Raw genomic sequence first — 4942 nt, 5'->3', positions numbered from 1 at the left:
TAATGGTGGAGTCGGGTATTGGAACTGTCCGAATGCCTGCCGCATCAGGGCTCCTTGGACGGTCGGTTCGCGGCGCAAACGGCCCAGTCGCCAGCTGATGCATCCTGGGCGGCTGGCGAACTCACGCGACCACTGTCGGCAGGCGGTGCGAGACTCGGTCCCGTGAAGCCCAATGATCCCAAGGACGACCTGCACCGGTACCTCAAGGAAGCCCGCAAGGCCGTTGTCTGGAAGCTGGACGGATTGTCTGAGTACGACATCCGTCGCCCCCTGACGCCGACCGGCACCAACCTCCTCGGCCTCGTCAAGCACCTCGCTAGCGTCGAACTCGGGTACTTTGGCCCGACCTTCGGCCGCCCGCACGACGAATCCCTCCCCTGGCACGAGGAGGGCGCCGAGCCCAACTCGGACATGTGGGCACCCGCCGACGAGTCGCGCGAGGACGTTCTCGGCCTCTACCGCCGCGCCTGGGCGCACGCGGACGCGACGATCAAGGCGCTGCCGCTCGACGCGATGGGCCACGTCGCGTGGTGGGGCGACAGCGGGGACGTGACACTTCAGCTGGTCATGCTGCACATGACGGCCGAGACGAACCGGCACGCCGGCCAGGCCGACATCGTCCGCGAGCTGATCGACGGCAAGGTCGGTATGCGGGAGGAGAACAGCAACATGGATGGCGGCGACGAGGCGTGGTACCAGGATTACTGGAACCGGCTGGAGGGGTCCGCCAAGGAGGCTCAGGCCAAGCAGCGCTGAGGTCGTTCGGGGAGGTGTTTGCCGTGGTGGTTCGTGTGGTTGCCTGCCTCCCCACTCCCATCACATAAGGGTGGCGTCGGTTTTGGACGTTGATGAGGCAAGCAGCTGTGTCATGACGGCGTCGTCCCTGGCTGTTGTCGAGCGAAGCGGCGTGTGACGTCGGCGGCGTAGGCGGCCCAGTCCCCGGCGGCGGCCCGCTGCCATTTGACGGCGACGGTGATGTGGATGCCCAGGGTGCGGGCGAGGATCGCGGAGGGCAGGTCGGTGGCGAGCTGGAACAGCGCGGTGGAGCGGGTCTCAGCGAGTCGGATGCCGAGCTTGCGGAGCCGTTCACCCATGGCCCAGGCGCTGATCGGGCGGCCGGGCTGGCCGCCGGGGAAGAGCCAGGGAGAGTCTGTCTGGGCGAGAACCGCGTGGCTGCGACGGGCTGAGACTTGCTTCAGGGCCAGCTCGGCGACCGGTCCGGGCAGAGCAACCGCGACATCGCCGAGGCGGATGCGGACCGTCGCGGCCGCCTCCTCGATGTGGCCGGTGGTCAGCCGGGCTATCGCTGCTGGCCACTGGGCATAGAGGAGCAACAGCAGGCCGGCCAGGCGGTCTTCGGTCCGGATGGTGTCGTCGTGCAGCAGGCGGCGGGCGGTGGCCCAGCGGGCGTCGTCGTCCATGGCCTGGGACGGACCGTTCCACTTCACGGCCGGGAAGCTGAGGTCACGGGCAATCTTCTGGGCGAGGGCCCAGCGCACGAAGTGACCTGCTTCCCTTCGGAGTTGGGTTTCATCGCGGGTCATCCAGCGTTCGAGGTCGCTCTGGCGGCAGCTGGCCAGGGTCAGGTCCTGGTCCGTGAGCCAGTCCAGGAGATAGACGGCGGCCCTCAGGTGCACGCGTACGACGTTGAGCTGGGTGTGCGTGATGTCGTTGCCGCGGCTTCGGCGGCGAAGCCGGCGAATCAGATGCCAGGTCGCGTAGCGGTGCAGGATCTGCCGCCCCTCGGGGGTGGCGTGCGAGGCGACGAGGTCCTTCACGTGCCGTTCGAGTCGGACCATCTGCTCGTCGCGGTGCGGCAGAGCGTCAGCGGCCACGAGGACGGTTCGGATGTGTTCGACGACCTTGCTGTCGGGTAGTTCGTCCAGGGCCTCATGGGTCAGGGGACGTCGGCCGGAGGCCAGGTCGGACAGGACGGTGGCGACGATGCCCTTCGAGAGCCAGCTCATGGCCGTCGCTGTCCGCTGGGTGCCGGCCAGGGCATCGTGGAGGGCCTGCAGCCTCGGCGGGACGGCTCCCGTGTCGTCGGTGAGGAGGTCGTCGAGCCGTTGCTTGAGCGTGCAGCGGCGGCAGGGGCCGGGGGTCGTCAGCCGTTCGGCCTCGCCGCAGGTCGGGCAGGGGCCCCAGAGTTCGGCGTCCGGCTTCGTGCAGGGGCCGCAGATGGGCGCGTCGGCGGTGCCGGAGTGAATGTCCCGGAAGCGTCCGCAGACGGTGCAGTTCACTTCTCGCTGGTCGCAACGGCCGCAGCGGGGCTGCCCGGTCAGCTTCGAGAGCATGCAGGGCGCCGTTCGGCCGCAGATCGAGCAGACCAGCGTGGGCAGGGGGCGGCAGTTCGGGCAGATCGGCCCGTCGGGAGTCCGGGTGCAGACCATGCGCCGCTTGCCGCAGACGATGCAGGTCTCCAGGTTGGCCGGGTCCGTGATCAGGCAGTGCGGACACAGCGGCCGGCCCTCGGCGTCGCGGGTAGCCGGCTCGCGTCGGGCGCCGCAGCGCGAGCACTCCTCGATGCGGGACTTGGCGATGCAGTTGCGGCAGACCCGCTGCCCGTCGAGGGGCTTGTCGATGCGGACGACGCGCCGGCAGCGGGGGCAGGCGGGCCGGACGACGCCTCCGATGCCGGCGGCGTGCAGCAGTTCGATGAACCGCGGGATGGCGCGAAGGGGAGCCAGGTGCCCCGCGCCGGTCAACAGGCGGGGGTTGTCCTCCAAGGCCCAGGCAAGTTTCTGCTGGTAGGAGGGGCGGGGAGCGGACCGGCGGACCGCGTCGGCGACGACCTCGCGATCGGCGGCCGGATTGATCGTGGTGATCACCTCGTGGATGACGTCGACCGGGTCGCGTGGATCGGTGTCGGGACACATCGAACAGCGCGGCCGGCCGGCCCGGTCACGCGAGTGGATGCGGCGAGCGGTTCCGCAGCCGGCGCACTCGGCGGCGTCCTGGTTGCAGACCCCGCAGTACCAGTCCTGGCCTCGGCGCTGGAAGGTCCGCAGGTGCTTGCCGCAGTCGCGGCAGACCGGCGGCGAGATCGTCGTGGCTCCGGCCTTGCGGAGTGCGATCAGCAGGTCGCCGATAGCCCGGGGCGCCGGAGAGCGGCCGTCGGACAGGACCTCGGACCGGGCCGCCAGGGCCTCGGCGAGCCGGCGCGACTTCGCGCGGCCACCGGCGACGCCGAGGACCACGGCCCGGACGGCCGCGGGGTCGAGGCCCGTTTCGACGCGGGTGATCAGGTCCATGATCAGGCCGACGGGATCCGTGACCGCGCGGGCCGGCTGGTCGGTGGTGGTGGTCACGGCAGGTCGACACCCCTGATCCTGGCCCGCTTGGGCCGCAGGTCACCGAGCCCGTCCGCTGAGGGCGGTGCGGCGCCCGCGGCCGCAGCCTTCTTCGGCCTCTTCACCGCAGTGGCCGAGGCGATCGGCTCGACGAGGTCGTCCATGCGGCAGTCCAGGATGTCGAGCAAGGCCATGAGGATCTTCAGGCTCAGCCGTTCAGGCCGCTCGACCACGAGCCGGTAGACCTGGCTCGTCGACAAGGTGATGCCCCGTTCGGCGAGCGGCGGGATGAGGTCGGTGGTAGAGAACATCCCGCGGTCCGCCATCACCTTGCGCAGGTGCCAGCGGTAGTCGAGCTTGGCGGTCATCGTCAGGTCCTTCCCGTCAGGCTCCGGCGAATGCCGGGGCCAGTGCCTTGTGCAGGGCAGTGTTCATGAAGTCGTCGCTGACGTGGGTGTAGATCGCCGTGGAGCTGTCGCACTCGTGGCCGACCTGCTGCTGGATGAACCGCCGGTCCACTCCGTCCTCGGTCAGGTGGGTGACGTACGAATGTCTGATTGAGTGCGGAACTAGGTCTTTTGGGAGTTTTAGGGCATCGCGGTATGCCTCGAACCGGTCGTTGATGGATCCGGGCTGGAGACGTCCACCCCGCTCGGTGATCCACAGGGCTGGATGGTCGGGGAACCCGAACCGGGGCCGGACGTTCTCGACGTAGTCAGCGACCGCCTCGACGGCCCAGTCCATCACCGACAGCACGTTCCGGCGCCTGGGCTGCTGGCCCTTCTTGGCCTTGCCGTAGCGGACGTTGAGGGTGCCGTACCGCCCGAACTGCGGGGCTTGCGGGTTGCGTCCGAAGTCGACGACGTCGAGCTTGGACGTCTCGGTCCGCCGCAGTCCCCAGCCGTAGATGACTTTAAAGAGGGTGGCGTCGCGGTAGGCGGCCAGGGCGCCCTTGCGCTTCGCGCGTACCGCGCGGTCGACCTGATCGTCGGCGTAGTCGAGGAATCGCTGCAGCTCTTCCCGCGTGAACGGCCGTGCCTCTGGGCTGCCTTCGTAGTCCTGCAGGTGCGGGATGGTGTTCCACTCGTGGCAGATCGCCACGGGGAAGGCGCCGAAGGCTTCCTCGCAGGCAGGCACCCAGCCGTACCGGCTGTCGATGACGAACTCGCTGAACAGGCGGACGATGCCCTGGTAGCCGCGGATCGTGGACGGCGCCAGGTGCTTCTCGCCGGTCAGGCACACCGACCACTCGTCCATGTGGGCCGGCGTCCACTGCCACGGGTAGTCGTTCGCGAACTCGTGGAACCGGCGGATGAGCCGTTCCCGGTCCTCGACCGTTTCGTCCTGAAGCCCCCGTGCCTTCTGCTGGGCCCGCCAACCCCGCAGCATCGCATCGAACATCGCGTCCTCGGGACGCAGCTGGACCACGCCGGAGACGAGCTCCAGGTGAGCCGACCCGGCCAGGGCGACCTTGCGCTGATGCACCATCCAGACCATCCCTTCTGGAGGGCAGATCATGCATCAGAAGGGATCACCTCGGCAACATGCCTGGTCAGACCGCCAGCGCATAGTAGCTTCTGAGAGCCTCACGCCCCTCCCGTGAGCTGCCGACCTGCGACTTCTCGCCCATCTGATGCAACTCCCGAGGGTTC

General features: G+C 69.0%; 4 protein-coding genes. 1 reads left to right on the top strand and 3 read right to left on the bottom strand.

Annotation, left to right across the window (positions count from 1 at the left end):
* Nucleotides 1-162 precede the first annotated feature (162 nt).
* Entirely contained in the window at nt 163-756 is a 594-nt protein-coding gene (locus ACIRYZ_RS46160; RefSeq protein WP_402955672.1) for a DinB family protein, read from the top strand.
* A 110-nt stretch (nt 757-866) separates the two neighbouring features.
* Here ACIRYZ_RS46160 and ACIRYZ_RS46155 read toward each other — a convergent pair whose 3' ends face one another.
* From ACIRYZ_RS46155 to ACIRYZ_RS46145, 3 genes are read right to left on the bottom strand one after another with little or no spacing between them, the layout of a single operon-like run.
* On the bottom strand, nt 867-3308 hold the full coding sequence (locus tag ACIRYZ_RS46155; RefSeq protein ID WP_402955669.1) for a site-specific integrase: 2442 nt from the start codon (nt 3306-3308) through the stop codon (nt 867-869).
* Nucleotides 3305-3658, bottom strand: a complete 354-nt coding sequence (locus ACIRYZ_RS46150; RefSeq protein ID WP_402955666.1) for a helix-turn-helix domain-containing protein — start codon at nt 3656-3658, stop codon at nt 3305-3307. The genes ACIRYZ_RS46155 and ACIRYZ_RS46150 overlap by 4 nt, the downstream gene beginning before the upstream one ends.
* Nucleotides 3659-3674: 16 nt before the next feature.
* Entirely contained in the window at nt 3675-4778 is a 1104-nt protein-coding gene (locus tag ACIRYZ_RS46145; RefSeq protein WP_402955663.1) for a tyrosine-type recombinase/integrase, read from the bottom strand.
* Nucleotides 4779-4942 lie beyond the last annotated feature (164 nt).

This window comes from Kitasatospora sp. NPDC101155 (genome assembly GCF_044768305.1).
Taxonomy (GTDB): domain Bacteria; phylum Actinomycetota; class Actinomycetes; order Streptomycetales; family Streptomycetaceae; genus Kitasatospora.
Note: the sequence above shows the minus strand (reverse complement) of the source record. Positions and strands in the feature narration are given on the sequence as shown.